General features: G+C 48.6%; 22 protein-coding genes. 14 read left to right on the top strand and 8 right to left on the bottom strand.

Annotated features, from left to right (window positions below):
• Positions 1 to 2: 2 nt before the first annotated feature.
• Both QW772_04030 and QW772_04025 read right to left on the bottom strand, forming a co-directional pair.
• The gene (locus tag QW772_04030) at positions 3 to 920 is read right to left on the bottom strand and encodes a xanthine dehydrogenase family protein subunit M (protein MEM0038074.1); all 918 of its coding nucleotides are present in this window, start codon (positions 918 to 920) and stop codon (positions 3 to 5) included.
• Positions 920 to 3,271 (bottom strand): molybdopterin cofactor-binding domain-containing protein, encoded by a 2,352-nt coding sequence (locus tag QW772_04025; GenBank protein ID MEM0038073.1) that lies wholly within the window; start codon positions 3,269 to 3,271, stop codon positions 920 to 922. The genes QW772_04030 and QW772_04025 overlap by 1 nt, the downstream gene beginning before the upstream one ends.
• 81 nt (positions 3,272 to 3,352) lie before the next feature.
• On the opposite strand from QW772_04025, the gene allB reads away from it, so the two are divergent.
• From allB to QW772_04000, 5 genes are all read left to right on the top strand, one after another.
• Positions 3,353 to 4,702, top strand: a complete 1,350-nt coding sequence (gene allB / locus QW772_04020; protein MEM0038072.1) for an allantoinase AllB — start codon at positions 3,353 to 3,355, stop codon at positions 4,700 to 4,702.
• A 331-nt stretch (positions 4,703 to 5,033) separates the two neighbouring features.
• Positions 5,034 to 7,379: a xanthine dehydrogenase family protein molybdopterin-binding subunit gene (locus QW772_04015; GenBank protein MEM0038071.1), complete on the top strand. Its 2,346-nt coding sequence runs from the start codon at positions 5,034 to 5,036 to the stop codon at positions 7,377 to 7,379.
• An 11-nt stretch (positions 7,380 to 7,390) separates the two neighbouring features.
• Positions 7,391 to 8,281, top strand: coding sequence for a xanthine dehydrogenase family protein subunit M (locus QW772_04010; GenBank protein ID MEM0038070.1), 891 nt, complete (start codon positions 7,391 to 7,393; stop codon positions 8,279 to 8,281).
• Between the two features lie 2 nt (positions 8,282 to 8,283).
• Positions 8,284 to 8,736, top strand: coding sequence for a (2Fe-2S)-binding protein (locus tag QW772_04005; protein MEM0038069.1), 453 nt, complete (start codon positions 8,284 to 8,286; stop codon positions 8,734 to 8,736).
• A gap of 138 nt (positions 8,737 to 8,874) precedes the next feature.
• Positions 8,875 to 10,176, top strand: coding sequence for an acetamidase/formamidase family protein (locus tag QW772_04000; GenBank protein MEM0038068.1), 1,302 nt, complete (start codon positions 8,875 to 8,877; stop codon positions 10,174 to 10,176).
• A gap of 145 nt (positions 10,177 to 10,321) precedes the next feature.
• Here QW772_04000 and QW772_03995 read toward each other — a convergent pair whose 3' ends face one another.
• Complete coding sequence (locus QW772_03995) at positions 10,322 to 11,371, bottom strand: hypothetical protein (protein MEM0038067.1); 1,050 nt, start codon at positions 11,369 to 11,371, stop codon at positions 10,322 to 10,324.
• Positions 11,372 to 11,523: 152 nt separating this feature from the next.
• Between QW772_03995 and QW772_03990 the strand changes: the two genes are divergently transcribed.
• The 5 genes from QW772_03990 to QW772_03970 are packed head-to-tail and all read left to right on the top strand — an operon-like array spanning position 11,524 to position 15,430.
• Entirely contained in the window at positions 11,524 to 12,252 is a 729-nt protein-coding gene (locus QW772_03990) for an ATP-binding cassette domain-containing protein (protein MEM0038066.1), read from the top strand.
• Between the two features lie 6 nt (positions 12,253 to 12,258).
• Positions 12,259 to 13,467 carry a SufD family Fe-S cluster assembly protein gene (locus QW772_03985; GenBank protein ID MEM0038065.1) on the top strand — a complete coding sequence of 403 codons (1,209 nt, stop codon included), beginning with the start codon at positions 12,259 to 12,261 and terminating at the stop codon, positions 13,465 to 13,467.
• Positions 13,468 to 13,510: 43 nt separating this feature from the next.
• Positions 13,511 to 14,476, top strand: coding sequence for a DHHA1 domain-containing protein (locus tag QW772_03980; protein MEM0038064.1), 966 nt, complete (start codon positions 13,511 to 13,513; stop codon positions 14,474 to 14,476).
• 58 nt (positions 14,477 to 14,534) lie between these two features.
• Positions 14,535 to 14,876 (top strand): PadR family transcriptional regulator, encoded by a 342-nt coding sequence (locus QW772_03975; GenBank protein ID MEM0038063.1) that lies wholly within the window; start codon positions 14,535 to 14,537, stop codon positions 14,874 to 14,876.
• On the top strand, positions 14,876 to 15,430 hold the full coding sequence (locus QW772_03970; protein MEM0038062.1) for a DUF429 domain-containing protein: 555 nt from the start codon (positions 14,876 to 14,878) through the stop codon (positions 15,428 to 15,430). The genes QW772_03975 and QW772_03970 overlap by 1 nt, the downstream gene beginning before the upstream one ends.
• Positions 15,431 to 15,485: 55 nt before the next feature.
• Here the strand turns inward: QW772_03970 and QW772_03965 are convergent, their stop codons facing one another.
• The gene (locus tag QW772_03965) at positions 15,486 to 16,916 is read right to left on the bottom strand and encodes an ATP-binding protein (GenBank protein MEM0038061.1); all 1,431 of its coding nucleotides are present in this window, start codon (positions 16,914 to 16,916) and stop codon (positions 15,486 to 15,488) included.
• A 207-nt stretch (positions 16,917 to 17,123) separates the two neighbouring features.
• Here QW772_03965 and QW772_03960 point away from each other — a divergent pair, with 207 nt between their 5' ends.
• Positions 17,124 to 18,374 carry an NDP-sugar synthase gene (locus QW772_03960; protein ID MEM0038060.1) on the top strand — a complete coding sequence of 417 codons (1,251 nt, stop codon included), beginning with the start codon at positions 17,124 to 17,126 and terminating at the stop codon, positions 18,372 to 18,374.
• 11 nt (positions 18,375 to 18,385) lie between these two features.
• A complete protein-coding gene (locus QW772_03955; protein ID MEM0038059.1) occupies positions 18,386 to 19,957 on the top strand; it encodes a glycosyltransferase in 1,572 nt (523 codons plus the stop codon).
• A 71-nt stretch (positions 19,958 to 20,028) separates the two neighbouring features.
• Here QW772_03955 and QW772_03950 read toward each other — a convergent pair whose 3' ends face one another.
• The gene (locus QW772_03950) at positions 20,029 to 20,379 is read right to left on the bottom strand and encodes a DUF4870 domain-containing protein (GenBank protein ID MEM0038058.1); all 351 of its coding nucleotides are present in this window, start codon (positions 20,377 to 20,379) and stop codon (positions 20,029 to 20,031) included.
• An 87-nt stretch (positions 20,380 to 20,466) separates the two neighbouring features.
• The gene (locus tag QW772_03945; GenBank protein ID MEM0038057.1) at positions 20,467 to 21,147 is read right to left on the bottom strand and encodes a transmembrane electron transporter; all 681 of its coding nucleotides are present in this window, start codon (positions 21,145 to 21,147) and stop codon (positions 20,467 to 20,469) included.
• 63 nt (positions 21,148 to 21,210) lie between these two features.
• On the opposite strand from QW772_03945, the gene QW772_03940 reads away from it, so the two are divergent.
• Positions 21,211 to 21,840 carry a hypothetical protein gene (locus QW772_03940; protein ID MEM0038056.1) on the top strand — a complete coding sequence of 210 codons (630 nt, stop codon included), beginning with the start codon at positions 21,211 to 21,213 and terminating at the stop codon, positions 21,838 to 21,840.
• On the opposite strand, the gene QW772_03935 is transcribed toward QW772_03940, so the two are convergent.
• The gene (locus QW772_03935) at positions 21,821 to 23,305 is read right to left on the bottom strand and encodes a sodium:solute symporter family protein (GenBank protein MEM0038055.1); all 1,485 of its coding nucleotides are present in this window, start codon (positions 23,303 to 23,305) and stop codon (positions 21,821 to 21,823) included. The two genes, QW772_03940 and QW772_03935, sit on opposite strands and share 20 nt — an antisense overlap.
• Entirely contained in the window at positions 23,302 to 23,487 is a 186-nt protein-coding gene (locus tag QW772_03930) for a hypothetical protein (GenBank protein ID MEM0038054.1), read from the bottom strand. Before QW772_03930 ends, QW772_03935 begins: the two co-directional genes overlap by 4 nt.
• Before the next feature lie 95 nt (positions 23,488 to 23,582).
• Between QW772_03930 and QW772_03925 the strand changes: the two genes are divergently transcribed.
• Positions 23,583 to 24,587, top strand: a complete 1,005-nt coding sequence (locus QW772_03925) for a hypothetical protein (GenBank protein MEM0038053.1) — start codon at positions 23,583 to 23,585, stop codon at positions 24,585 to 24,587.
• Positions 24,588 to 24,618: the final 31 nt, after the last annotated feature.

Genomic DNA, 24,618 nt, shown 5'->3' with positions numbered 1-24,618 from the left:
TCTCACCTCCTAGCCCTGGCTAAAGACCTTACCAGCGAGTCATAAACTAGAGCCTTGGAGACCTCCCTTCTGTACCAAGCGGAACTCCTAACATCATCTATAGGGCTCACCTCGCTGACTACTGCCTCAGACGCTGCTCTAAGCACATCATCGTTAATCTTCCTTCCCTTCAACATAGCCTCACATCCCCTGGCTCTGATGGGCTTTGGAGCCACGGAGCCTAAGGCCACCCTAATCTCACTCACAACCCCGTCTTCAACGACCACATAAGTTGCCGCGCTTGCTATGGCTAAATCCACGGCAACTCTGCCTATCTTAATGAAGGAAGACCCTCCCTTCCCTCTCCTAGGTATTATGATCTCCTCGAGTAACTCATCAGACCTCAGCGTCGTCTTCCCTGGTCCTGTGATTAGTTCTTCTATTTTTATTGTTCTTGTTTTTTGTTTGCTTGTTAGTTTTGCTTTTGCTTCGTGTACTAGTAGTGGGGGTGCTGAGTCTGCTGCTGGGGATGCATTGCACAGGTTACCGCCCACAGTAGCCATACACCTAACCTGCACACTACCCATGCTCTTGGCAGCGTCATGAAGTGCCGGCACCTCCTCTCTAACCAGCTCTGATTTTTCTAAGTCACGCCATGTCGTCAGGGCGCCTATCCGTAACAATTCGCCATCCATGACTATATACCTTAACCTACTGATCCGCTTGATGTTTACTATATACTTAGGTACAACCGTTCGCATTTTCATCTTGACTAGGAGGTCGGTACCTCCTGCCAGGATCTTAGCCTCTGGCCCGTATTGGCTGAGCAACTGCAACGCTTCATCGAGGCTCTCAGGCTCGAAGTATTGAAAGTTGAAAGGAATTATGCGCGTATTCCTTAGGTTCACTGGGGCGGGTCTGGAGTTGAAGGTCACATACATCACCTCCCCCTGCTTTTAATGGCCTTGAGTAGCTTGTCCGGAGTCATCGGTAGCTCGTAGATCCTAACCCCTACCGCATTGTACACAGCGTTAGCTATGGCTCCTACCGCAGGATTCATAGCAGCCTCACCCAATCCCTTAGCTCCGAACGGGCCTGTGGGCTCGTAAGTATTGGCGATCACCACCTTGAAGTCCTCCAACGGCGGGATATCCTGTGCAGTAACTACCTTGTAATCCGTCATAAACCCCTTGCTGAGCAATTCGCCTGTCTCTAGATCGTATGGAGTGTCCTCCACGAAAGCCATGCCCCAAGCCATGGCGAAGCCTCCGTGAAGCTGGCCCTCAACAAGGTCCCTGTTAATAGGGGTCCCCACGTCGGCCCCAGCAACTACTTTAACAGGTCTCACCTTACCGGTCCAGGTATCGACCTCGACCTCAACAAAGTATACTGTGAAGCTTGGCGGTGCTGAGGTGGCCCTATAGGTCGTGACAGCCGCTATGGTGCCCCAGTTCCTTTGCCATGCTGCTCTAGCTAGATCCTTCAAGGTTATCTTAACGTCCGGCAAACCCTCCACGAACACCACGGCCTGCCTCAATTCCTCATCATACTTGATCCGCAAAGCTTCAGGACTAACCACCCTTCCCAGAAGCCTGATCGCATATTCGAGCACCTTCTGCTTCACTATTTGAGCCGCTCTCCTAGCCGCCTCGCCCCCAACGTAAGTACCTCTTGAAGCGTGGGTACATACATCATATGGAGTATTCTCCGTGGAGGCAGTCGACAAGTTTATCATATCGGGAGGAACCCCTAACTCCTCAGCTATTATCTTGATGTGAGCATCAAGAGTCCCCCCACCATGATCCTGAAGGGCTGTTATGTAGTCGAGAGTCCCGTCCTCGTTCAGCTTGAGGACCGCTCCTGAATAATCGATCACCTCACCCGATATCGGACCTCCAGCACCAGATGTGTGGAAGCCTCTGCCGACACCCACACCCCTTCTGAACCTACCTCCCTTATCCTCAGGTCTCCCCCTCGCATTCCACCCTATGAGCTCCTTACCCCTCATAAGTAACTCTGGAACACCATCCGACTTAATGACGGTCTTCACGGTTGGTCCTTGACCCCAGAACACGTCTCCTAAACCGACATAGTTCTTCAGCCGTAGATCTATCGGGTCAATACCCAGCATCTCAGCCAGCTCGTCCATAAGAACCTCAACCGCCCAGGTCACTTCAGGCGCGCCGTAACCTCTTAAGGCACAGCCAGGCACCTTGTTGGTGTAGACGGCCCTGCCCACGTACCTAACATTCCTCCACTTATAGAGGGACATGAACCACCCTAAAGATGTTCCCAGCAATGGGTAAGGCTGTATCTGATGGGCCCCTACATCAAGGATGTTCTCAAACTCTGCACCTGCGAGAGTGCCATCATTCTTGACGCCCACTTTGATCCTGAAAAAGAACGTGAAGTTGGAGTGATCTAACATGTCCTCTTCTCTGGAGTAGGCTATCTTAACAGGCCTCCCAGATTTTAAAGATAGCGCCACCGCTATGGGAATGAGTACATTGGTCTGTATGCTTGAACCGAAGCTACCACCTAAAGGTATCTTAACCACGTTCACCCTACTTAAGGGTATGTCGAATATTTGATGTATGAGAATCCGGGTATTGTGGATTGTCTGCGTTGTTGCGTATATAGTTATCCTACCATCGTCCTCGGGAACACAAAGAACTGCCTTAGGTTCTAGCTGCATGTGATACCTCCTACCACTTTTAAAAAATCTCTCGACCACCACATCAGCCTTCCTGAATGCCTCGTCGACGTCGCCCTCTGAATAGTCAAGGGCGGCTGCGATATTGTTCTTGACGTTAACAAACTCGTCTCCTTTCATGATCTTATCATGTATTAGAGGCGCCGCAGGACTCATAGCCTCAAAAGGGTCAAGCACTGGCCGATATACCCTCTCTACGTTAATCTGAATGGATTCAGCGGCCCTCTGGGCCAGCTCCTCAGTCGGAGCGGCGACGGCAGCTATCGGGTCGCCAACATATCTTGGTCTCTTAGTCAGGACTACGTGATCCTTGAACGTTACTTCGTTCACGCTAACCAGCCTAGGGTTAAAGAGCTTCTGCGGAACATCGGCGGGGGTTATGACTACAGCGCCTAACTTCTCAGCTTCACTGGCGTCGAAACTCTTTATGTCGGCAAACGCATACGGGCTTCTGACGATCTTACCTATAAGCATTCCCGGAATCTTCAAATCATTGACAAACCTGAGAGATCCCCTAACCTTAGGGACACCGTCTCTCCTAAGCGTCTTGGAGTTGAGGAACGTGATCTTAACACTCAATTAAATCAGTCCACATAACTATAGGGTGGCAACTATTTTTAACTTTATTTAATCTCACCTCAATATATACAGGGTCTTAAATTGAGTTATGGAGCCAGCCTGCTGGTTAAAGGAGGCACGCTTGTAACTCCTGACGGCCTTCTCAGAGCGGATGTTAAGATAGTGGAGGGTAAGGTAACAGCAATAGGAAATAACCTTACTCAAGCAGAAGTTGAAGAGGTTCTGGAGGCCAGCAACTTGCTTATTTTCCCAGGAGTGGTTGACGAGCACGTGCATATGAGGGAGCCAGGGCTGGAGTATAAGGAGGATTTTTCACACGGGACCTCAGCGGCCGCGGTCGGCGGTGTCACGACCGTTATTGAACACCCAAACACCCTGCCGCCTGTTGAGAATTCAAGTAAGTTGGTTAATAAGGCAAAGCTACTTGAGAGTAAAGCTTGGGTTGACTTCGCACTCCATGGTGTGCTTCATGACTCAAACTCACACGAGCTTGAGGATATGGTTGGTGCAGGAGCTGTTGGCTTTAAAGTGTATATGGGACCCACGGTCGGTGATTTACCCTCACCCAGTGAGGGAACCCTCTACGAAATACTTGCTAAATCCTCCCAGCTTGGGCTAACTCTGATGTTCCATGCCGAAGATAGGTCCCTGGTCGAGTTCTTCACTAAGAGAATAGCAACCTCCGGGAGATCGGATCTACGGATACACGAGGATTCAAGACCGCCCATCACTGAGGAGATGTCGATATTGAAGTTAATTATTCTGTCAAAGAGAACTGGCGGGAGGGCGCACATAGCTCACGTCGCATCAACCGAGGCAGTAGAACTGATTAGACGTGCAGCAGCTGACGGCGTCAAAGTTAGCGGTGAAGTGTGTCCGCACTACATAACCTTCACCAACGATGATTATGTCAAGTACGGTGCACTAATTAAGGTGTTCCCACCCATAAGGGGTAGGACACACAGAGAATCCCTGCTGAGAGCTATTAAGGAAGGCGTGATCAGCGCTCTGGGATCAGATCATGCACCGCATGCTAGGGAGGAGAAGTTGAAGAACATATGGGAGGCGCCTGCTGGGATTTCCGGAGTTCAGACGTTCTTTCTAGTATTTCTTGACTTGGCCTTGAAGGGTGAGCTACCAATAACTGTGCTACCAAAGCTAATGTCCGAGAACCCAGCAAAGCTCTTTGGTTTATGGCCCCGCAAGGGAGGTCTGAGAGTGGGCAGCGATGGAGATTTAGTGATTGTGGATCCTAGAGGACGCACGAGGGTTACTGAGGAGTGGCTACGATACAAGAATAGGGTCACTCCCTATCTTGGTTGGGAGTTTCAAGGTGAGATACGGCATGTAGTCATTAGAGGACATCTAGTGGTTAGAGGGGGCCTTCTAAGCGAGAAACCTGTCGGGGTCTGGCTTAAAAGGACTGAGTAAACGATTCCCGAATGCATAGCAGTACCTCACGCCACTGTTTTAGGTTTCGTATAAGGTCTATGATAGTTGGTGTTTAATTGCTCTTGAGATCTCCTGCCCACGGTGTAGGTGTTGTGTAATGAAGACCCGAGGGGCTTGATGAGGGGCTGTGGGTTGGAGTCGCTCTGAACAGGTGAAGTACGATGACGTGGTTTTCAATGAAGGAAGCCCTCGAGATCCGTGAAGTCAAGGACTGATACTAAACAACATCAAATGGCATGAAGCCCGAAGTCCTCAACTAGATCTCAGTTTTTAACTAATAGGTAGTGAGTTTAATTAGGGGCAATCCTAGATGGGATTTTCGGTCGAGGATCCACACAAACTGTTAAGTAAATGGCTTGAAACTAAGGAGTTCCTAGTTGTAGGTAAGAACGTTGCCAGAGTGGACGCCTTGAACAAAGCGTTGGGGAGGGTTAAATACACTGAGGACTATCTAACTAGTGAGGTCCTTTTTGTAAAGCAAGTTCTCAGCTCAGAGCCGCACGCGTTGATTAAACGCATAGACTCTTCTGAAGCTCTTAGAGCTCCGGGCGTTTGCCGAGTGATTACATCCAGCGATATCCCCGGAGTTAATCAAGTCGGGTATGCGTTGCCTGATCAGCCGCTACTTGCTGAGAGGAAGGTTAGGTATGTCGGTGAGGTGATAGCGTTGGTGGTTGCATCAGATCATGAGAGAGCGCTTAGTGCTGTGAAGGAGGTTAGAGTTGATTATGAGCCGTTGCCGTATGTACTCGATCCCCTAGAATCCATGAGGAACAATGTGTTGATACACGAAAATACGGGATCGAACATAGCCTTCAAAACTAGGGTAGTAAGAGGTGATGTGAACGACGGTTTCAGCAAATCCGATGTAGTGGTTGAGAATGAATACAGAACTCACCATCAGGATCACGCTTATTTAGAGACTGAGGCAGCTCTGGCGATTCCGGATCTCGAGGGTAGGATAACGATAGTGGGTAGCATACAATACCCGCACCTAGCGAGAGATATATCCGCTAAAGTGCTTGGCGTGCCATCAAGTCACGTTAAGGTGGTAGTTCCCTACGTAGGTGGGGGTTTTGGAGGTAAGGATGATGAAGGGCCTCTAGTGGCTGCTAAAGCGGCGTTGGCGGCGTACCTAACCAGAAAACCTGCCTTCCTACTGTACAGCAGGGAAGAATCAATATGCATACATCCAAAGAGGGAAGCGACCATTATAAGGTATAAGAGCGGTGCCGATAGGAACGGTAAGCTTCAAGCTATTGATGTCACAATAGTTCATGATACGGGTGCCTATGCTAATAGATCGCCTTTCATATTGTGGAGGGCCACTATGCATGCGTCAGGACCTTACGAAGTCCTCAACGCTAAGATAGATGGTTATGCGGTGTACACTAATAAAGTGTATGAGGGATCGTTTAGAGCCTTTGGAAACGCTTCAATACAGTTCGCTGTTGAGAGGCAGATGGATCTGCTGGCGGAGAAGCTAGGTATGGATCCTGTTGAGTTCAGGTTAATTAACATTCTGGAACCTGGTAAGCAAACCATTACAGGACAGTTACTGGATCACTCCGTAGGTGTAGGTGAGGCGGTTAGAAGGGTGGCGGAGGTAGCAGGGTGGAAGGGAAAGCGCGAAGAGTATAGGAAGTTCAACGAACGTAGTGACAGGTTCAAGAGGGGTATTGGGATAGGTGTTGCTTGGCATGGAATAAGCACTTCAAGAGGGGTTCCCGACTGGTCTAACGCCTACATAAAAGTTGAGAAGGACGGCTCAGTAACTCTATATACGGGCATCACGGAGATAGGGCAGGGGTCGCCTACATCATCACATGTTCAGATGGTGTGTGAGGTTCTTGGCATCCACTCAGACTACGTCAAGGTAGTTTTCGGTAGCACTGACGCGCCTGACTCTGGCGCAACCCACGCATCGAGGGGTACTAGCATAGGCGGCATAGGCGTTTTAGTGGCGTCTGCGAGGTTAAGGGAGAGATTGACCTCCCTCGCAGCCTCAATCCTAGGTGTAAGTCCTGAGGAAATCATACTTAAGGATGAGAAGGCCCAAGTCAAAGGAGATCCCGCCAAATATATCTCCTGGAGGGATTTAATCAAGGAGGCGCTCTCCAGGGGGGTTGAGTTAAGCGCTACCGGGTACTTCTTCCTGCCTAAAGGGAGGTTTGACGACGCTGCAGGGCAGGGAGTCGCCTACCCAGCCTACAGCTACATAGCGGTCGTAAGTGAGGTCGAGGTCGATACCTGGACCGGTAAGGTGAAAGTGCTTAAGGTGTGGCCAGCTCTAGCGGCCGGAAGGATAATAAACCCGCAACAGGTTGAGGGGCAGGTCGAGGGTGCAGTCGTTCAAGGAATGGGTTACGTCCTCATGGAGCAGTTAGTGTTCGATAGTAGGGGAAGGGTGATCAACGCGGACTTAACGGACTACGTAATACCGTCGATTAAAGACGTGCCTGAAGTAGCTAAGCCGATTTACGTGGAAGACATATTTAAGTACGGCCCCTTCGGAGCTAAGGGCGTCGGTGAAATGGCATTGATACCAATGCCTGCCTCGCTATCCAACGCTATGGCGAATGCGCTGAATGCCAACATAACTAGGTTGCCTTTGACGCCTGAAAACATTCTTAAAGTACTGGGTAGGCTGGAGTAGGTGATGGATTAATGTTCTACAGCATTCCTGAGGTGGAGTATATACGGGTTTCAAACCTAGATGAAGCGTTACAGTTGCTCAGTCAATACGGGCCGGAGGCTAAGATCCTGGCAGGAGGTACCGACCTCCTAGTCGATTTAAAGGTCGGTAGGTGTAGACCAAAAGTAATTCTAGATATGTCCGGTGTTAAGGATCTTCGTTACATAATCGATGATGGGGATAAGATCCGCATAGGAGCTCTGACTAAGGTGCAGGAAGTCGTGGAGTCGCCCGTGGTTAAGGCTAAGGCGCCCCTCCTCACCGAAGCTCTCTCCGAGTTAGGTTCCTGGCAGGTTAGGTGTATGGCTACTGTGGGCGGTAACCTGTGCAACGCATCCCCAGCAGCAGACTCAGCACCCCCACTACTAGTACACGAAGCAAAAGCAAAACTAACAAGCAAACAAAAAACAAGAACAATAAAAATAGAAGAACTAATCACAGGACCTAGGAAGACGGCTCTTCAGAGTTCTGAGTTATTGTGTGAGGTGGAGGTACCTTACGATGAGGAATTAACCAGAGCATATTCCTACATCAAGCTGGGTAGAAGAAATGCCTTCACGCTGTCAGTGGTCTCCGTGGCTGTAGCCGTTAAGGTTGTTAACGAGAGATTCAAGGATGTTAGGGTGGCACTCAATTCGGTAGCGCCAACTCCAGTGAGAGCGAGAAGCGTTGAGTCCTTCTTAGTTGGGAATGCAGTAAGGAGAGAGAGGGTGGAGGAAGCATCAGAACTGGTTCTGAAGGATATTATGCCGATAAGCGATGTTAGAGCCTCTGCAGAGTATAGGAGGCACGTGTCCAAGGTCTTGGTTAGGGACGCTCTAATCAGAGCCCTTAGGAGATCGGGTTGGGTCGGAGGTGGTTAGAAGTGTTGGTCAAGTTTAGGCTTAATGGAGAGGAGGTCGAAGTCGAGGCAAGACCTAACGAGATACTTCTTGACACCTTGAGACTTAAGCTGAACGTGAGGAGTGTCAAAAGAGGATGTGAGAAAGGTGAGTGCGGAGCGTGCACAATCCTGTTGAATGGAGACCCAGTAACTTCATGCCTTATACTAACGCCTCAGGTTGAGGGATCTGAGATCCTTACCGTAGAGGGTCTTGAAGAGGATCAGGAGTTCAAGAAACTTGTCGACAGTTTCGTCAGTGAGGGCGCCGTCCAGTGCGGGTACTGCACACCAGGATTCCTGCTTACCGCCTACGCGGCCTTATCTAAAGGGAAGATAAGATCGGTGGACGACGCCAAGAAGTACTTAGAAGGTAACCTATGCAGGTGTACAGGGTACAACAAGATAATTAAAGCGGTTGTTAAAGCAGTATCCTAAAGAGTACTGAACATCGGGTACGCGCTAGAATAAACGTTGTCGTAGATGAAGCTTTGATTTAGATGAATAAAATTCCTGAAACCTTAACACGTACAATCATATATACTCCGTAGACGATACTTATAATTGGTGGTTTGTATGGGTGCCGAGAGGGAGATTTACAACGATGTTCAAACAAACGGGATTATAGGACCGCACACCAAAATGATAGGACCCGTTGCTGACGGGGGGCAAATAATTTTCATCACCGCTCCAGGCTGTTGGGGGCCGATGATAACACCGAACCTCAGAGGGGGACACGAGGTAAACATTCCAGTGGCGGTTGAGGGTGCTAGGGTTGGTGACGCATTAGTACTCCGGGTTGCGAGTATAGAGGTTCTTTCTAAGGCGACGGCGTCAGGCATTGACAGTCCTAGGTCAGGGACTTACGTCGGGGATCCCTACGTGATGAAGAAGTGTCCATCGTGTAATGAGCCGTGGCCTGAATACTACGTTGACGGCTTAGGAGACAACGCTGTTAAATGTAGAAAGTGCGGAGCACCTGCATCGCCGTTCACCATGTCCAACGGATATACCATGCTCTTCGACTTAAGCCTTGGTGTGGGAATCACTGTCAACAAGAGGCTTGCAGAGGAGATAGCCAGGAACGCTGCTGACTGGAGCGCCCTTCCTAAGAACTCCAAACAGGTTCCGGTGTTGGTCTTGGGTAAGAGCGATATTGTGGGTTTAGCGACTAGAATACAGCCGTTTCTAGGTCAGCTAGGTAGCGTACCCGCTGTAGATATCCCTGATTCACATAACGCCGGTGACTTCGGCTGGTTTCTTGTGAATGCGCCGCACCCGTACTCAATAACTAAGGAGGATTATGAGACCAAACTGACTGACGGGCATTTAGACGTGGACTCGGTCAGGAAGGGAGCTGTCCTAATAACCCCTGTTAAAGTTGACGGTGGAGGGGTTTACGCGGGTGATGCTCATGCTATGCAGGGGGACGGTGAGGTAGCAGGCCACACAACAGACGTTGCTGCAAGAAGCGTGGTTGAGGTCTCTGTGATTAAAAATCTAAAGCTTAGCGGGCCTGTGCTCCTGCCTCCAGAGGATGACCTGCCGCCGCTGGCCAAGCCGTGGCGGAGGGATGAGTGGGAGAATGTTTTAAGTTTAGCCAAGAAACTAAAGATAGACGTAGAACCAGTAGCACCTCTTCAGGTAATAGGTTCCGGTCCAACGATAAATGAGGCAGTCGTAAGAGGTTTCGAAAGAGCCTCTAACCTTCTCGGAATGAGTATTGAGGAGGTAAGGAACAGGGTTACGGTCAGCGGTGCTGTGGAGGTGGGCAGACTACCTGGAATAGTGCAGATATCTCTACAGGTCCCTCTGAGGATTTTAGAGAGATTGCGAATGGATAGAATAGCTATAAGTCAATACAGGTTACCCTATTAATAGATCGCTTAACAGCTTCTTACCCTATAATACGCTAACTAGGTTTAAACCTGTCAGAAGTATCGTATAAGCGTTTACAGTCCCGGTGAGGGCCTTACGTTCAGGGGAGACAGGCTGACCCCAAACGCTTGAAATCGTAAACGGCTTAAAAACTAATGTCGATACCCCAATATCTGCTCATGTTAGCTCTCAAGGAATCTCTAGTTCTTTTGCTCAACCCTTCTGGAACGGCTCTGATGTTATCAGGGTGTCTACATCGAGACAGCAGGCCACCAATGTAGCTCAGGAGACCTGCTACTAGACCATCGCCGTAGCCTCCCTCGACTACACTGACCACGCTCCTTGTAACACCCTTAGCTAGAAGTTCTCCTAAGTAAGCACCAATGTTTCCGTATGTGATTTTGGTAGCGGCTAACGATGTAAGGGGATCTCCTAAGTAAGCGTCAAACCCTGCTGAAACGGCTATGGCATCTGGTTTGAACACCTCCACAATTCTCGCTATAATCTCACTAAGGACCCACATGAATGTCTCATCGCCAGCATTGGGTTGGAGAGGAATGTTAATCATCTTACCAGCCCCTGCTCCAGAACCCACATCCATCGCGTCCCCTGTTCCAGGATATATTCCATCCTGATGTAAGTCCACGTGAACCACTCTTCCATCACTCCAGAAGATCTCCTGCGTGCCGTTACCGTGATGAGCATCGAAGTCTATAATCAGCACCTTATTGACGCGCCTTAAGTAAGCTATGGCTGCTGCGGCTACGTAGTTAAATATGCAGAATCCTAACGTCGGCGCTCCTAAGGCCCTCCCCGATCTGCCCGCGTGATGCCCTCCGGGACGAGGAATCACCAGCACTAGCTCCCCGCTCTCAAGCGATCTTAGAGCTTCATGATATGTCGTAGTTAAGTACGACGCTGCCACTGAGTAGGTGTGTTCGGTAACATATGTGTCCAGGTCTATGTAGTGAAAGCCTTTGGCGGACTCCCTCCGTATATACTCTACATACCCGGCGTCGTGAACCGATATGAGGACTTCTAACTCTGGCTCAGAGAGCTCTGTAAAGTTCATCTGAGTGGAGAACCCTGACTTCGCTAAAGCTTCAAGAACTTTAACTGCTCTAGATGGATCCTCCGGGTGTCTACGGGAGGGGTCTAGGTGTAGCCTGTGTTTCGAGTCGTAAACTACCAACAACCCCCAGATACCTCAATATAGTATTGAAGTGTCAAACCAACTTAAATACACCTTTCCACCATAAAGGACGAAGTTTAATGGTTTAACATCATTCACGATCGTTATGTTAAGGTAAATAAGGGCAGAAAACCCTATTAAATAGAGTGTTGGCGATGCTCGAGCTGAGGAACGTTGATGTGTCGGTTGGCAAGCGCAAACTCTTGTCAAACATCAACTTGACCGTAGGTCTGAAGGAACTGCATGTGGTCATAGGACCTAATGGTTCTGGAAAGACCTCACTCTTAAATGCTGTGATGGGCCTTAAACCATATGAAGTTGTTAAGGGGCAGGTATTTTTCATGAACTCAGATGTAACTCAAGAACCTCCATATGTGAAGGCTAGGAAGGGCATCATACTGGCTTACCAGTTACCTCCTGCCATTAAAGGCGTGATGACTGAGAGGTTTGTGGAGGAGCTGATCAGGAGGTTCAATGCTGACAGGAGGTATGTAGAGGTGCTTTCCGAGGTTCTGGAGGTCAAGAATCTCTTCAGTAGGTACTTGTTTGATAAAATGAGTGGCGGCGAGAGGAAGAGGCTAGAAACATTTCTAACCTTGTTAACAAACCCTAAAGTGGCTATGTTGGACGAGCCCGACAGCGGCGTGGATATAGAGAGTCTTAACAACATGTCAGAGGCTCTGAAGATCGCCCTAAATAGGGGATCCTCGATAATACTAGTTACACATTCACTCCACATGCTCAGACTGCTGAGAGAGCAGATTAGCGCCGTGCACATGCTGTATGGAGGCACCATGATGTATTCAGGCATCTACGACGAGGTAGTACCCCTCATAGAGAGGCATGGGTTCTCCGGGGCTTTGACGCAATTAATCGCTAGGTGAGTCAGGGTGAACCGAGAGAATGTGGTTAAGGCGCTCAATAAACCGTCACCCTACGGACCGGATGTAGATCTAAGTAGATTCGATATAGCTCCTGCAGAGACGGGGGCTTTCAGCGATGTTACGACAGAGAGAATATCAGACAGATTAGGCCTTGGCAGAGAGACCTTCAGGAAGGCTGAATACCTTCAGGTGAACGAATCCGCCGTCGCCAGGGCAATGAGTGAGAAGCTCGTCAAGCACGGCGCTATAGTGTTACCGACCAGTGAGGCACTCAAGAAGCTTGAATGGGCTAGCAAGTATTCCTGGCGACTTGTAAGCCCCGACAGAGACAAGTACACGGCCGCTACCTACCTCTACGGGAGGGAGTCAGGATACTTCATATACATTCCTGCGGGAGTCAAACTTAAGGAACCCATCTACACATGTCTTTTCATAACCAGGAGAAATTATGCGCAACTGATACACAACATAGTGATTGTGGATGATAACGCGGAGTTAAACCTTATCACGGGCTGTGGTGTGCCTGACCAACCCCTCAACTCCCTCCACATAGGAGTTTCTGAGTTTTACGTAGGTAAGAATAGCAAATTGACGTTTGCAATGATACACGCATGGGCCCCTGATATGGTCGTCAGGCCGAGAACTGCTGTAGAGGTCTCTGAAGGCGGAGAGTATGTCAGCTACTACGTGATATACTCTCCAGTAGAGTCCCTGCAGACGTACCCGACTGTCCTCTTGCATGAAGACTCTAGGGCCACTCTAAACTCCGTGATAATCGGAGAGAAGAACGGAGTCTACGACGTTGGGTCAGCCATAGCACTCAACGGCAGAAATTCTTCGGGAGAGATAATCTCGAGAAACCTAGGTAGAGGAAGCTCGACCATATACGCTAGGTCTAGAATTGAAGGCAGAGTGGGACCTTCGAAAGGGCATATAGAGTGTTTAGGGCTCCTAGAAAGTAGCGAGGCCATTATAGACTCAAAGCCTGAGATAAGCTCATCAACTCCTGAGGCCGTCTTAACGCATGAAGCAGCGATAGGTAAGGTGGGAGAGGAGTTAATTAACTACCTCTTAAGTAAGGGATTCTCCGAGGATGAAGCCCGCGCGGCAATAATCAAGGGGTTCCTCAGCATAGAGGAGCCCAAACTACCACCGCAGGTCATGGAGACCATTAGGAGGACAATCGACTACATAGTCTCTAGAGCTACTGGGTAATCACACTTATAAACGTCGATCCGATAGTATAGGGTAAGCTGAAGTGCGGACAGTACTGATAACTCATACAGACCTTGATGGCCTGGCCTCAGGCGCTTTAATATTAAAGAAGCTAGGTAGTCTAGATAGGGTTTATTTTGCTCAGCCACACTACCTGCACAGCAAATTGGCTGGGGTTCCTGGTGGAAGCACTGTTTATGTGACTGACTTGGGGGTAAACAGCAATACATTAGATAAGGTTAAGGAGCAAGTTAAGAAGATACTGGTCTCTGGAGGTAAGGTATACTGGTTTGATCATCACGTGTGGGAAGACAGTTGGATTGCAGACATGACTAAGCTTGGCGTTGATCTCTATGTGGACAGGACTGCATGTAGTGCATGGGTCGTTAGTAAGTACCTTGATGTGAAGGATTCCGACGACCTGGTAAGGACTGCGTGTTCTGTTGATCTATGGCTAATGAATGACTGGAGGGGCAACTACCTCTCTAGATACGTAGGATACACAGGGGGTAACGCCTGGAAGGAGAGAGCCCTCAGAAAACTGGCTCAGTTCAGCGGCTCCGTAGATCATGAGATATTCGAAGTTACGGAGAAAGCTATTACTAAGGAGTTAAACGTGTACAGTAAGGCGCTCAAGAAAGCGAATGTAAAGGAATGTAATGGAGTAAAAATAGTGTATTATCTAAAAGACGAGGAAGAGCACCTAACGTCATATATAGCTAACACATTAATCGCTAGGTATGAAGCCGACGTAGCGGTAATATGCCGTAGAGGTTCCGTAAGCCTCAGGTCCAGGGAAGTAGATGTGCGGGAGATAGCTATGCGTATGGGGGGTGGTGGTCACCCGAAGGCAGCAGGAGCCAGTTTAAGACCAAGCATTATTATGAGGATCATGTACGTGATTGGGCTTAAGAAATTCTACGCTGAGTGGTGTGTTGATAAAGTGCTTGAGCATATCTGCATCCCAAACGCCATGCACTCAGAACGTAACGCTCAGACGTGCAGGTAGCAAAACCCCGACTATAAATTACACTTTCGTTAGTAATAATGTATGGTGTGTTGAGAGATTGTCAAAACCCCTGTACCGCCTCAAGAGGAAACTGACTGTTGAGAATCTATGGATCTACGTAATAGCATCGTTAATGATTGAGCCTACATACGCCTACCGAGTGAAGAAGCTGATAAATGAATTCTTTAGATTTAATCCGACGACCATAACCCTTTACTCAGTTATCTACAGACTTGCAAAAAGCGGGCTAATCAAAGAAGAGACGGTGTCAGGTGAGAAGATTTACAGACCAACTAGAGAAGGCATTGAGGAGTTAGAGGAGGCAGTGTTACTCATGGAGGACTTAGTGAGCCGTCTCAAAGAGGTTCTTCGCTCCAACAACTCTGGAGTGATCCACTGATGAAACATGCAATAGGTTTAGATCTTTCAGCCAAGCCTGAGAGATGCTCAGGAATCGCAGTAGTAAACACTTCACGCAGGGAGGTCACCGATCTGAGTTGCTTAGGTTCTGACGAAGAGATACTGAATTCAGTTCGCGACTTATCAGAATCCGTCATCGCAATAGATGCGCCCTTGACTGCGTACCCTCTGATGAGGGAGGTTGATAGGCTCATGATTAAATCTGGCCTAAGAGTGCTTCCGCCTAACTTCAGGTGGATGAGGCAACTTACCCTCAGAGGTTATAGTATAATGTCTGAGCTAAGTAAAGTAGGCTTTACTGTAATTGAGACCCACCCGAGAAGCGTCATGAAGCAACTTGAACTTAAGGACGTTAGGGAGCTTCTCAAACTACTGGGCATACGGCTGAATGGGGCTTGCAAGTTAAACAAGCACCTTGAAGACGCTTTAATAGCAGCTGCTGTAGCTTACTGCTACCTCACTAACTGCGTGACTTCCATAAGCGCGCATGACGGGACCGTATACTTGATAACTGACCGCATCCTGAGGGGCTAACGTTGATTCTTAGGGTTAGAATGCGGGTCTACAGTAAGGGCGCGCATGTCCTTACTTAAATTTCGCTATCCATCGGCAGATATGGTATCACTATCCCCTGGAATTTCCTGGCCCACCACCGCAGGTACTCCTGAATGGATTTCCTCTCATCCACACTGATGGTGAACCGTTTCTTAGCCCACTCAACCTCGTTAGAGCTTACAGTACCTTCACCCTTGCTTGCTGACAACCTAAGTAACGCATCAAGCTCCGCCAGAGAGAACCACTTGCTGAGCTCGACTATCCTGTCCGGTATTGCGTCATCCGTGAATTTTATGGAATACCTCCTGGCGTTGTTCAGAATAGCCTTTCTCCTCATTTCCTTATCCGGGTAACCTAGGATTATCGCAATGTCTATCCTGCCGGGTCTGAGGAGCGCTGGATCTATCAGGTCGGGGTTGTTTGCAGTGAGTATAGTGAAGGGTCTCTCGGGTCTCTGGAGGTGATACAGGATCGTTGAGATCTCACTTATATGCGCTTCATGAATTGTATACTTTCTTGACGATATGAACTCCGCATCATCTATTACCAAGGCGACCTTACCTCTTTGCTTGAAGATTTGCTGGAAGATCGCGTTGAGAGCCTTCTCAGTAGCTCCGTACCACATAGACCTGTAGCTCTGAGGTCTTAACTCTATAACGTTCAGATTCAACGCCGAAGCGAGAGCTTCAGCCATCACTGTTTTACCAACCCCTGGGGGTCCTGTTATGAAGGCGCCTCTCACTGAGAACGGTAGCTCCTTAAATATAGGGTTAACCAATACCACGTTGATCTCATCGATGAGCTTCTGGGGTAGATCGCTCATGGTCCAGGAGGGCTTCCTAATAGGTATTCTTATATCCCTGTACTCATTACCGTCGCTGACGATGACTCTGAGTTCGTTATGTTCCACTGATCTCAGAGATATTACTGAGAGTGGTGGGAGAATTTCATAAGGCGTTATGTCGACCCTCTGTTTTCTCAAGTCATCCACCAATCTAACCCAGAAACCCGTCACCACCTCGGATATCCTGCTCTTGATTTTTTCGTCATCCTCGTCGGGAGATACTAGAATGATCACAGGTCTTAAACCCTCCAAATCCTTGCCCTCCGCCGTAGTGATGGATGCCGACAGCATTTCAGCTCTCCTAAAACCACCCAAAACCAACCCCAGAATTCCGTAGAACTTCCTCCTAGACACTATCTTAGAGAAGACGTTGAGTGAGAGGGGGATCAGGGAAAATGAAATATCTCCGTCCCTGACAGGAACTCTAGATCTAATCTTCAGATAGTAGGCGAAGTCCAGGTTATCTATGTTCTCTAGATAGTTGTAGTGCTTGCTGAGCGTCGCCAGCAACCTATATGACACGTAGGACTCCCTGTAGGGGGCATATGCTACAAAGAGGTTCTTGACGTCCCTGTATAGATTGCTCCAAAGCACTTTAGCGTCTCTGAGCTTCCTGCTCATCTCTAACCCAATTGTAGGATATAAAACAACGCATATAAACGTAACTAGCCATGAAATCGCTTCTATCGCCTGGACGTCATGGGGAGTTGTCTAGCTACGTGTCATTAGTAACCCTCCTCGGACCTGTTTATTGAGGTACAGAGGTTCAGCCATAGTCGCCGCCTAATTTAATTTAGCAAGTGTTGTAAGGTATATTAGGGGTTTCGATTGTCTGGATTAAGAATCACAGTCATACCCATAGGAGGCGAGGCTGTTAGATTAAGACCTCTGACAATAGAAACCTCTAAGAGTATGGTTAGGTTCCTCAACAAGCCTCTACTAGAGCTAGCTCTTCTTAGGCTGGCTAAATCCGGCATCAGGGAAGTGTATCTGGGTGTCAGGGGATATCATAACTACAGGGATCTATTCGACTACTTCAGGGAGGGCTATTGGTTTAGAGAGAGGTACGGACTCAAGGAGGACTTGAGAATCAGGTACATGCCGAGATACGACACTCTAGGAAACGCTGATGCCGTAAGGTTAGTTATGGAGTATTACGATATTAGAGAACCTGTCGCTATAATTCAGGGTGACAACTTATTTGATTTAGATATCCAGGAAGTGTTCTGGGCTCACATTAGGAACAACGCCTTCATGAGTATAGTCCTCAAAGAGGTTGACGACGTCCAAGGATTCGGCGTTGCCGAGGTCGATGATAGAGGAAGAATACGCAAGTTCATCGAAAAGCCAAGGCCTGAAGAGGCTCCAAGCAGGCTCGCGAACACAGGTATCTACGTAGTGAGCCCGGAAATACTTGACTTCTTCAGGGAAGGTGAGGGGCTCAGGATGCTTAAGGAAGGTAGGATGGATTTCGGCAACGACGTGATACCCAAGCTCATAGAGCTTGGGTATCCAATACACGGATACGTGATGGGCGGATATTGGTTTGATGTGGGATCTCCGGACAGGTACCTAAAAGCTATGATATACCTTCTCTACAACATGAGTTCAGAGGATCTTGAGGCCAAGGAAATAACGAAGGAGGTTCTAGGCATGGGTAAGTCACAAACCTCCCTCAGACTACATAAGGAGATAGAAAGGAGGGTTAGTAACGGTGATCTGATTTTCGTCGGCAGGGCTTTGATAGGAAGGCACGTGAGTATAGGGAGCAGATGTATTGTGGAGGACTCAACTATAGACAATTACGTGATCGTAGGTAATAGGTGTGAGGTAATCAGGTCGACAATCATGGATAGGGTTAATGTAGGGGAGAGGGTTAGAGTGGTTGACTCGATAGTAGGCAGGCATGCCGCGATAGGCGATAACAGTGTAGTGTTAAACAGCGTAATCGGCGATGATGTGGTGATCGGGAATAACGTCAAGCTCGTCAACGTTAGAGTATGGCCTCATGAGCATGTCCCCAGCAACGCGTCAATAGAGAACTATGAGGTCAAACCCCACTATCATCAACAACGGTGAGAGGGAGTCGCTTGCTGATCGCGCCGCCGGAGATTAGGAAGGTGTGGGTCCTGACATTCGAGTATGCAGGGATTAAGAAATTAGGTGGTTTGGGGGAGGCCGTCAAGAATATCTCGGAGGGATTAAGCTCCTTGGGTTTTGACGTCACGGTAATCATGCCATCGCATGGTGTAGAGGCAGGATCCGAGATGGAAGGAGTTGATTGCAACGGGCTTCGCGTGGGTGTGGACGGTTCGCATTATCCCTACAGAATTAAATTCAACCTGCTGAGGCTTGGGGATAAACTTAAGGTAGTCTTGGTCAGGGGAGGCGATTCAAGAACTTCAGTAATACTCGATGACCCATACATATATGGAAGGGTGGAGGAAAAGGCGTGTCTACTCAGTAGGGCTGTCTCATGCCTGACTAAGGCTATCGGATTCCCCGATGTAGTGCATAGTAATGACTGGCACACCGCGCTAGCCGCTATGTCGCTTAAGATAGAGGCAGAGTTGAATGGGTTGGCCCTCCCATATCTACACCAAGTGCATCTGCCGGGATCGCCCAGGTTTTCATGGCACTACCTATCCCCAGAATGGTGCGCCCTCCCGTCAGAACAACACAGAGTCTGGAGAGTCTGTTGCCATAGGCTAGAGAATACCTACGATCTGTGGAATTCGGCGGGCGGTAACCTAGAGGCACTGGCCGTGGTGGAAGCTGATGGGATTGCCTCAGTTAGCCATAGCATGGTTAGTGAGTTGTTGAGGAGATACGGCGAGTGGCTTAAACCTAAGACCTGCGTCATATATAACTCGACTGACTGGTCATTGAATGAGGTCGTAAACTATGCTATAACTAGGTATAGATATAGCGGCAGGGATAAATTGAGATGGACTCTGTGCAAGGAGGTGATTGAAAGGCACAAGCATGTAGGACGGCTCTCAGAGGGGGAGGCACTGGTCCTCAGTACCGGGAGGTTAACACCGCAGAAAGGCTTCGAGCATCTACTCAGAAGCTTCAGGAAAATCTCAGACGGCCTGAGACTGATCTTACTAGGTATTCCGGTCGGCGATGTCGACTATGAAGACCTCTTGCGGCAGCTACTCGAGGATCTAGACGGTAGAGCGGTCCTGGTCACTGAGAGAATAGAACACCAATTGTACAAGTTATTGCACTACGTCGCTAATGCGTTCGCAGTTCCATCAGTCTACGAACCCTTCGGCATAGTGGCGATTGAAGCTATGGCGGTCGGAACGCCGCCGGTGGTGAGTGATGTGGGCGGTTTAAGTGAGATAGTCGAAGATGTAAGGTTCAGTAAGGAGGGATGCGGCGTTAAAGTGACGCCGGGTAGCGAGGAAGAGTTAGGTGAAGCGTTGCAGAACGTTGCCTACATGACCCTCTTTAGTGAAGAGGGTAGAGGGCTTGAGCGCATTACCTTCAAGCAACTTGTAGAGGCTCTTAAGGCGGACCCCTCAGCAGGTCACAAGGTAAGGGATAACTGCGTTAGGCGGGTAGATGAGAATTTCCGGATCCACAACACTGTGGCGCAGACACTTAAGTGTTATGAGTTAAGTAGGGAAATGGCATACTATAGATCCCTCTGACCCACGTCGAGAGGTTCAACCCCGCAATTTATCGGAATCTTGTTTGATGGCCCGGCCACTAGAAACCTTACCTAGATTCTCTCGATGCCTAATGCCCTAGCAAGTTCATATATGACTGGAGGCTTCCAGTACTCCCTACCTAATGACTTAATCAAACCTAAGACCCACAGTATCAGTAAGGCCAGCCCCACCAACGCGTTTATGAGCCATCCAATAATCGGTATGAAGCTTAAAATCCTCGTTACTATGGAAGCGACTATGATTATTATGAAGAAGGAGATCGACAAGTAAGCCCAATACTTAACGTACTTGTAGTTGGGCTTCAGAACTAAGGCCAGTACAGCACCTATTATTGAGAGTAGCCAAGCAATGAAACCCCATATCTTCTCCTCCTCACTTATCTCCTCTCCAACCCCTGCCAAAATTAACACCACAATAATATAGTGAGAGCTAATCTATATAAAGACAAGGCCTTCAAGATCAGTTGGGAATCGGGTTGAGATCCTACTTCAGGGTGTTAAGAACAGGTAGAACGAGATCACTATCATCATTAAAGCCCCTAAAGCCCTAATTGGCCTTTCTCTACTCAGTAAGACTTCATGTACGCTTCTCACTCTAGACACACCGACGAACACTAGAAGCACCAGGACTAGAGGAGATTCAAATATAGCGACATACAGCATCGTGAGAGGTAACCAAGTCAGAAACCCGTACTGGGACATGATGACGTTGTAGAGTATGTAGAGCCCTGCACTACAGGGGAGCAGCGTGAACGACACTATAAGTCCTAAGACGGCTGTTGAGAGAACTTCAGCCCTAAGGATTTTGTTGAGACCGAGCATGCTAGCTATCCTACAGGGTAATTCGTCCTCCCTGCAGATGAGCTGGTTCCCATCGGACTTCCTACCTCTGGCGAGACTAAGTAAGGAAGCTAGACCGTAGAATATCATCACTGAAGCCATTAACCATCTGGGCAGCCCGCTTGCCAAGATCCTCAGCAAGAACCCGAAAATCATGTATCCTGCAAACGTTGCGGCGATGAATGAAACGCCTACCTTAGCAACGTGTTTTACACCTATCAATGAAGCCGACGTTAGTATGGAGACAAACAGGACGAAGATGCATGGATCTACAGAGTCTGCCAACGCCCAAGACACTAGCAGGCCCAGCAACCCTGGAAATTCATTCATGGATCATCTTACCTAATATTTTATTTTACAATGTCTATATAAGTTGAGTTCAGAATACTATGCATGAGATGGTGGAGGATGTATTGGTCGATACGTGATGGACTAGCACGCTACGTCACCCTAGTGTTGCTACTGTCTTTGATTGTGCAGCCAGTTCAGGTTCTCTGTCTCGCTGGGGATTCGAGGGGGGTGGGTTATAGCTTAGTTATGCTTGGTTCTAAGACGTGTCCCTACTGTCAGGCGCTTCATAAGTTCTTCAGCGCTAACTACGCGGGGGTTTTCACAGTCCTTAACGTGGAGGACGTCGGCACTGAACTCCTCTACAAGATCGCTCTCCTGGAGGTCAGCTACAATCTCAGCTCCTCATACGCCGGCGCAACACCCCACACGCTGGTCTTCAACAACGGAACCTTAGTAGCTATAGTGATAGGGGATGTGGAGGGCAGGGAGTTCTGGGACAACATGATAGGGTTGAAGGCAACGGACAAAGTCCCAGTATATCTGGGGAACAACACCGAGATAGAGATCCCACGCAACGCGTTAGCAGAAATCACGACCAAACTAGAAACTCTTCTGAACACTACCACAACACCGCGCCCTAGTAGCATCGCCTCGGAGGCTACCGGACTTATCCTAGTAGTTGCTGGTGTCATGATCCTCCTAACATATATCATTATGCGTAGACGTCACTAGTCAATACTTTTTCCCTAAGTTTCAAGGCTGTGAATCCCGCAAGCATCACTGCAGTCGCGACCATTAATACTAGCACGGAGACTGGCACCCCGTAATATGACGTGAGGAATGTTCTTCTAGGTCCTAGAATGGAGGCATGCGTAATTGCCACGGCAAACCCCGCTAGGATGGATAGCAGGGACGCAACCTTTAAGGGTCTCTTTCTACTTGCGTGTGGTGTGATCCATGCGACTATGGTGACAGGCGCCAGCGGCAATAGCAGGACCGATGTAAGTACTGAAAGATCTACGACGAATCCAACCTTCATGAACGCCAGCGTCGATGAGATAAGCGTTAGCGCGGCTACTATGACGTTGGAGATGCGGTACGTGTTTAGGTCAGGCTTGCCGCGACTCTCTATTACGTCCCTCACGAATGAGGATGCCACCGCCAAAATTATAGAGTTGGCAGTAGATACTGCAGCAGCTATTATGGACATGTATATGAAGGAGGCTAGTACCGGCTCCAGACTCGAGAGTAGCTTAGAAGTTACTAGGTCAGGGACGGTGATGCTCTCAAGTAAACCCAGTTCGACGAGACCTCTAGCAACGAGGCCTACGTAAACCACCGCCAGTGTGTATGTGAAACCGAAGATCGAGAAGAGCAGTACTGATCTCTTGTATGAGGCCCTGTCCTTAGGAACGTACAGTCTTACAACCACCTGCGGGTTAGTTACAGCGAAGAATAACCAAGGCATCGTGTAAGCCAGGAAAGTCTGAAAAGACCAGAAGTCCGTCAGACCGAGCAGGCCTCCCTTGCCCAGGACCTCATTCAGCTGCGTTATGGTGATGCCGGAGTTTGGTATTAAGCGGTTCGTAAGCAAGAAGACTAGGAGCAGAGCTGCACTCAACATCCAGAGCCCCTGATACGCGTCAGTGGTCGCTACACTCCACATGCCGGCCAGTGCAATCCACGCGAGGACAAGGACGGCTACGACTACAACGCCAACTTCATAACCTAGTCCAAGACCCTCGAATATGGTGGCCGCACCTATCACCTGAGCCGAGACGTAAGGCACCATCGCAATCAGATAAATTATCGTGATAACGTAGCCAATCAGTTTAGAGCCATACAGATCTGAGAGCATCTCGGACGGACTGACCCAACCCCTCTCCCTGGCCATTGACCACACCCTAGGACCTAGGATAGCTAAAATCACTACTGTGACCAGCAGGTAGGCCAGTTCAAAGCCTAAAGCTCCGATACCGCTCGTGTATGTGAGTCCAACGAGCCCGACCATCATGAACGCACTGTACGTAGTGGCGGCGTACGTCATTGAGGAGAGAAACCAACCCAACCTGTAACTAGACACGAAGTAATCCCTGCTGGATTTAACTCCATGGCGCCTGGAGAGGTAAGCTATCAGGGAGCCTACCGTTATATAAACTACTAACACAGCAGTGAACGTCCAAATCAATGGACTCATACCAAATCGCCTATCAACAGGATGTTCGTCACCGTCAGCCAGGTTAGAGACAAACCAACCCAGAAAGCAAATAACTCAAGTCCTAAGACTTTCCTAAGAAACATGTAAGGGATTATGTAGAAAAGACACATAACAATGATGCTGGCCAAGATGTAGTGCTTCCTCAGACTTCCCGGCTTCATCCGGACCTCCGAACATATGTTCGACCAACACATATAAGCTTTAAGACCTCCATAGCGTTGGGGGCAGGGGATTTAGAACGAGTGTTCGTGAGAGAGTGTTAAAAGCCCTTGGAGTAAGGGCGGGTGAGTTAGTGCCTCAGAGCCACCTCCATAAGTCTCTCGGTCTTTCTAGGAGTAGGGTCTCTGAAGTCTTAAGTACACTTGAGCGTGAAGGCTTGATTGCCAGAGTTAAGGTAGGTAATCAGTATCTAGTTAAGTTGCTTGAGACTCAAGGGACTGCCGCATCAAGTGTTCTCAAGTCGCTGAAAATAGGGGTCGTGTGGTCAAGTGAATATCCCTTCCTAACAGTCTTCGCTAAACGAGTTAGAGAGAAGTTAAATATTTCACTAAACGTGGTGGTCTTCGCAAGCTCACTGCAGGCCACTAAATCCCTAGTCCTAGGGGATGTGGCATTAGCTCTGTCCCCTGCGATAACTCAAGTGCACTTTTATCTAGCTTTCAGAAATTTCAAGATAATCGGAGGCGGTGCCTACGGAGGATCGGCAGTCATGACGAGAGGAGATATTGTTTCAGATTATATGTACTCGAGCGAGCTATCAACAATGGATCTAATCAGGTCGCTGGTAGTGGGCGAAGGCATTATACCCGCTACTGAAGTAACTACTAGATACTTCAGAAGTCCTGAGGAGGTGATTAAGGCGGCCTCCACAGGTTTAGTTAAGTATGCTGTTGTTTGGCATCCTCTATATAGAAGACTACAGAGTATGGGCTATAAAGCCCTTGTGAAGGGTGAAGAGCTTGACATTCCGTATTGCTGCACCCTGGCTGTGTCCAACATAATACCTAGCGAGATCCGCCATAAACTCGGCAACCTCTATAGGGAGTCTCTCGAAACCTACAGTAAGACTCCTGAGAGATGGATTGAGTGGTACGCGTTGCAGGTGGGCATACCTAGAGATATGGTTATAGACGGCATTAGAGAGTACGGAATTAATCCTCACTTGGATAAGAAAGAATTACTGAGATACTTCAATAAAGTGCCAATTAAACTCCCTGACATGAACGCATTAGCAGGAGAAATTCTTGAAGCACCAGGTTAAAGAATTATCTGGTCACTTACACCTGGACTGG

The organism is Zestosphaera sp. (genome assembly GCA_038727705.1).
Classification (GTDB): domain Archaea; phylum Thermoproteota; class Thermoprotei_A; order Sulfolobales; family NBVN01; genus Zestomicrobium.
The sequence above is the reverse complement of the archived record's forward strand: the minus strand, read 5'-3'. Positions and strand labels throughout refer to the sequence as shown.

What these genes read in the sequence shown, in the direction of transcription:
- QW772_04030 (MEM0038074.1), bottom strand. Translation starts at nt 920, where the DNA reads ATGTATGTGACCTTCAACTCCAGACCCGCCCCAGTGAACCTAAGGAAT.
- QW772_04015 (MEM0038071.1), top strand. Translation starts at nt 5,034, where the DNA reads ATGGGATTTTCGGTCGAGGATCCACACAAACTGTTAAGTAAATGGCTT.
- QW772_04010 (MEM0038070.1), top strand. Translation starts at nt 7,391, where the DNA reads ATGTTCTACAGCATTCCTGAGGTGGAGTATATACGGGTTTCAAACCTA.
- QW772_04000 (MEM0038068.1), top strand. Translation starts at nt 8,875, where the DNA reads ATGGGTGCCGAGAGGGAGATTTACAACGATGTTCAAACAAACGGGATT.
- QW772_03990 (MEM0038066.1), top strand. Translation starts at nt 11,524, where the DNA reads ATGCTCGAGCTGAGGAACGTTGATGTGTCGGTTGGCAAGCGCAAACTC.
- QW772_03970 (MEM0038062.1), top strand. Translation starts at nt 14,876, where the DNA reads ATGAAACATGCAATAGGTTTAGATCTTTCAGCCAAGCCTGAGAGATGC.
- QW772_03965 (MEM0038061.1), bottom strand. Translation starts at nt 16,916, where the DNA reads ATGAGCAGGAAGCTCAGAGACGCTAAAGTGCTTTGGAGCAATCTATAC.
- QW772_03945 (MEM0038057.1), bottom strand. Translation starts at nt 21,147, where the DNA reads ATGAATGAATTTCCAGGGTTGCTGGGCCTGCTAGTGTCTTGGGCGTTG.
- QW772_03940 (MEM0038056.1), top strand. Translation starts at nt 21,211, where the DNA reads ATGAGATGGTGGAGGATGTATTGGTCGATACGTGATGGACTAGCACGC.
- QW772_03935 (MEM0038055.1), bottom strand. Translation starts at nt 23,305, where the DNA reads ATGAGTCCATTGATTTGGACGTTCACTGCTGTGTTAGTAGTTTATATA.
- QW772_03930 (MEM0038054.1), bottom strand. Translation starts at nt 23,487, where the DNA reads ATGAAGCCGGGAAGTCTGAGGAAGCACTACATCTTGGCCAGCATCATT.